General features: G+C 65.6%; 3 protein-coding genes, 1 tRNA gene and 1 pseudogene. 3 read left to right on the top strand and 2 right to left on the bottom strand.

The annotated features are described in order from the left end of the window. The first annotated feature begins 140 nt into the window (after nucleotides 1-140). Nucleotides 141-214 (top strand) — tRNA-Gly (locus GL263_RS23765). A gap of 51 nt (nucleotides 215-265) precedes the next feature. Here GL263_RS23765 and GL263_RS23760 read toward each other — a convergent pair. Next, nucleotides 266-505 (bottom strand): annotated as a pseudogene (locus GL263_RS23760) (tyrosine-type recombinase/integrase); the annotation flags it as partial. Between the two features lie 373 nt (nucleotides 506-878). On the opposite strand from GL263_RS23760, the gene GL263_RS23755 reads away from it, so the two are divergent. Beyond that, nucleotides 879-1,910: a hypothetical protein gene (locus tag GL263_RS23755; protein WP_182857795.1), complete on the top strand. Its 1,032-nt coding sequence runs from the start codon at nucleotides 879-881 to the stop codon at nucleotides 1,908-1,910. A gap of 15 nt (nucleotides 1,911-1,925) precedes the next feature. After that, nucleotides 1,926-2,123 carry a hypothetical protein gene (locus GL263_RS23750; protein WP_182857794.1) on the top strand — a complete coding sequence of 66 codons (198 nt, stop codon included), beginning with the start codon at nucleotides 1,926-1,928 and terminating at the stop codon, nucleotides 2,121-2,123. A 107-nt stretch (nucleotides 2,124-2,230) separates the two neighbouring features. On the opposite strand, the gene GL263_RS23745 is transcribed toward GL263_RS23750, so the two are convergent. Further along, nucleotides 2,231-3,387, bottom strand: a 1,157-nt coding sequence (locus GL263_RS23745) for a Gfo/Idh/MocA family oxidoreductase (RefSeq protein ID WP_182857793.1), incomplete at its 5' end; no start/stop codon positions are given.

Here is a 3,387-nt window from a genome sequence, read left to right as displayed (position 1 = left end):
CCCCCAGACAGCCCCACCAACACGTCCCCGAAATCCACCCACCACACACCAGAACAGGCCCCGCCACCCAACGGTCTGTGCACACGAGGGCCACGGTGAGGTAGAGTGTGACCGCCGAGTCGGCTCTCCTGCCGATCTTCGCGGGTGTAGTTTAATGGTAGAACATGAGCTTCCCAAGCTCAGAGCGCGGGTTCGATTCCCGTCACCCGCTCCACGACAAGGGCCCAGGTCACAGACCTGGGCCTCGCGTGTTGTCTAGACCACGCTACTGCTCGCGTGCCCGTTCCGTGCCCGATGGGCTCTGGGCCTGCCTCTTCCGAGTCTCGGCCTCACGCTCCTCGCGCACCTTTCCGTCGAGTGCGTTCGCAATCTCGCGCTGCCGCTGCCGGTTCGAGTGCTGGTAGATGAGCGCGGCCCGCTCGGAGGACTGCCCCGCCCGAACCATCGCGTCCTTGAGCGTGGCGCCGGACTGCGTCGCAAGCGTGTGTCCGGTGTGACGAAGGTCCGAACGCGGCGCGCCCGGCCAATGAGTCGGCGCGAGCGACAGCAGCGGCGCCACCTACGAAGTTGCCCGCGAACCGACCGTGCCGCTGACGGTTCGTACCCGAGCCATCCGGGCGTGGAAGCCGTGTCCGGGTAGCTCGGCAGGGGCAACTGCAGCGTGGCCGAAAGCAGCATTGCTGAAGAAGGCTGAAGAAGCCCTTGCCTGACTCCTTTGGGACGATGGTGCGAGTGCGAATGGCAGGGACTCGCCGTTGAGCGACCACGCTCAGGGCCTCCGCAAAGTTCCAGTCAAAAGCGGATCGACTGGCGTCTACACGAAGCCGCCTCTGCTACGTTCTCGTTGACCACGAAGAACAACTGAAACAGGGGGAAGAATGAGGTATTCCATCTCGTTAGGCGTACTCTCCACCGTCGTTGCTGGCGCATTGGTCGCAGGGCTCAGCGGCGCCTCTGCCCATGCCGGCGCTCCTCGGGCGGGAGAAGCTATCGAGCGAACGGGGGTCCTTCCAGAAACGGAGGTTGGCCAGAGCTTTCTCGAAGGGAACTCCCTGGCGGAGGGCGTCACCGTCAAGCCAGCGGCCTCCGCGCTGGCTGACAGCAAGGAGCACGACGCTGATGCGGTCGTCGCCAACGACGGCTCCAGGGGGTTGAGCCTGAGCGTGGCCCTGCCAGACGCCGTCGGTTCCCTTCAGCCGCAGGAGAAGGGCGCGCGCGACGAGTCACCAGCCGAAGCCTACGCGCGCACGGGCTTCGTGACCGGCCAGACCAGGTCACCGCACGTGGAGGCCGGCGTGCAGTCACTTGCGGACGGCTTCCGGCTGATGACCGTCATCAAGTCACCAGAGGCGTCCGGAGAATCCCGCTACCGGCTCTCGCTGCCTCCAGGCGCCACGCTGGAGCAGGCGAGCCCGGACTACAGCCCGGAGAACCCGGTCCCGGACGGTGAGATACCGATGACTGGCTTTGTCATCGTTTCGGCCCAGGACGAAGTACTCGGCGGCATAGACGCTCCCTGGGCTGTCGACGCCTCCGGGAAGTCACTTCCGACGAAGTACCGGGTAGAGGGCGATGACCTCATCCAAACCGTCGACCACGCAGGTGCTGCCTACCCTGTGGTTGCCGACCCCAAGGTCAGCTTCGGCTGGTGGATCTACGTGCGTTGGAACCGGGGAGAGGTCAAGAAGGTGAGGGACAAGATCGCTGGTGGAGTCGCAGCTGGCACCGCCATCTGCAACGTGATCCCGAACGAGAAAGCGCGGGCGGTATGCCTCGCACTCTCGGGTTACACGCTCCTGCACCTCGGCACAGTCTTCACCAAGGCCGCAGAAAAGAAGTGCAAGGTTGAGGTCAAGTGGAAGTACTCACCTCTTTACAAGACCAAGACTTACGCTTGCAAGAAGAAGTAGAGAGGTAGGGGCCCGATGCCGGAGCAGAGCGTGTTGACAAAGGCCGTGATGCGGGGAGCTGCGTACGGCGCGCTGGCGTTCTGCGTAAGCGTAGTGACCCGCGCATCTCTGTACGACGACCCCGTCCTTTCCAGGGGAAACGTTCTCACCTTCGCGGTGGTGGCGCCGGTGGCGGCGGCAGCCACCTGGTACGGCAGCCGCTCCAACAGCTGAACCTCGCGACCAACGCAGGTTCCACGTCTCGGCCTCTGACCCGGAGTGCACCCGCGCTCCGGGTCAGAGGCTCTGCCCGCGTATGGCTCGGGGCTTGAAGAGCCATATCAACTGCTGGTTGCAGCCTTACGATCACGGGAGTAGGCGGCCCGTGCTGGAGCTCGAGTTCGGAGGGTTTCGGCGAGGGCGGCGATGCGTCGCAGCGGGGCGAGGTTCGGTGGGGCAAGTGGGTTGTCGGCGAGCAGCGTTGTGGCGGCGTTGCGGATGGAGGTGTCCAGCGGGGAGTCGCGGACGACCTCGTCGTGGAGGACTTGGCCGGCACGGATTGCGGTGAGGCTGTGGTGGTTGCGGTCGAGCTGCCAGCCGTCGGGGGCGGTCACGGGTTCGAGGTGGAGGGTGAAGAGGGTGTCGCCGGCGCGGACGGCGACGTGGCGGTGGCGGTCGTCGGTGGGGCGGATGTCCTGGCGCCATGGTGAGCGGGGGCCGGGGACACGGCCGAGGAGGATGCTGGGGCCGAGGATGGAGGAGGACAGTTCCAGACTCAGTAGGTCGTGGTCGGGGCTTTGGAGGCTGGTTCGTTCCGTGAGGGCCGATACGAACAGGCGGGGGTCGTAGGTGGCCCAGAGTTCGCTGTCTGAGGGATTGCCGGTCAGGTAGGTGTCCATCACGGCGGTTGGGACGAGTCGGGAGAGGACTGTCAGCATGTGTAGCCACTCGTAGCCGAGGACGCCGTAGGTGCGGTCGACGAAGCGTCCCTGAGCGATGTCCTTGCCTCGGTCCTTGGTAAAGGTGACGGTGATCTGATTGATCGGGGCGTTGGGTTCGAGGTGGGCGATGAGGCGGGTGAAGTCGGACAGTGTGGTGGAGTGGGCGTACTGGTCGTTGACGATGAGACGGGCGGCGGGGTGTTCGGTGAGCAGGGTGGTGAGGGCGTCGATCTGGTCGCCTTGGACGGCCGGTTTCTCCAGCAGGATGCGGGCGGCCGGGTTGTGGTGCAGTACAGCCTTCAGGACGGCGAGGTGTGAGGCGGTGGGGCTGCAGATCGACCACAGGTCGACGCCTGCGGCGACGCTCGTGGGGAGGTCTTCGACCTCGTGCGGGAAGGTCCGGTGGGTCCTGGGTAGGTGCTGGTGCTTGGGGTCGATGACGGTGACGGTGTCGGCGAGGTCGCTCAGGACGTTCGCGTGGAGGCGTCCGGCGTTGCCGTATCCGATGACGCACGCGTGCCGGGGGCGGGGTGGCTCGGTGACGGCCATCGGAGGCG

Source organism: Streptomyces durbertensis (assembly GCF_014156695.1).
GTDB classification, from domain to species: domain Bacteria; phylum Actinomycetota; class Actinomycetes; order Streptomycetales; family Streptomycetaceae; genus Streptomyces; species Streptomyces durbertensis.
This window is presented reverse-complemented; position numbering and strand designations above follow the sequence as displayed.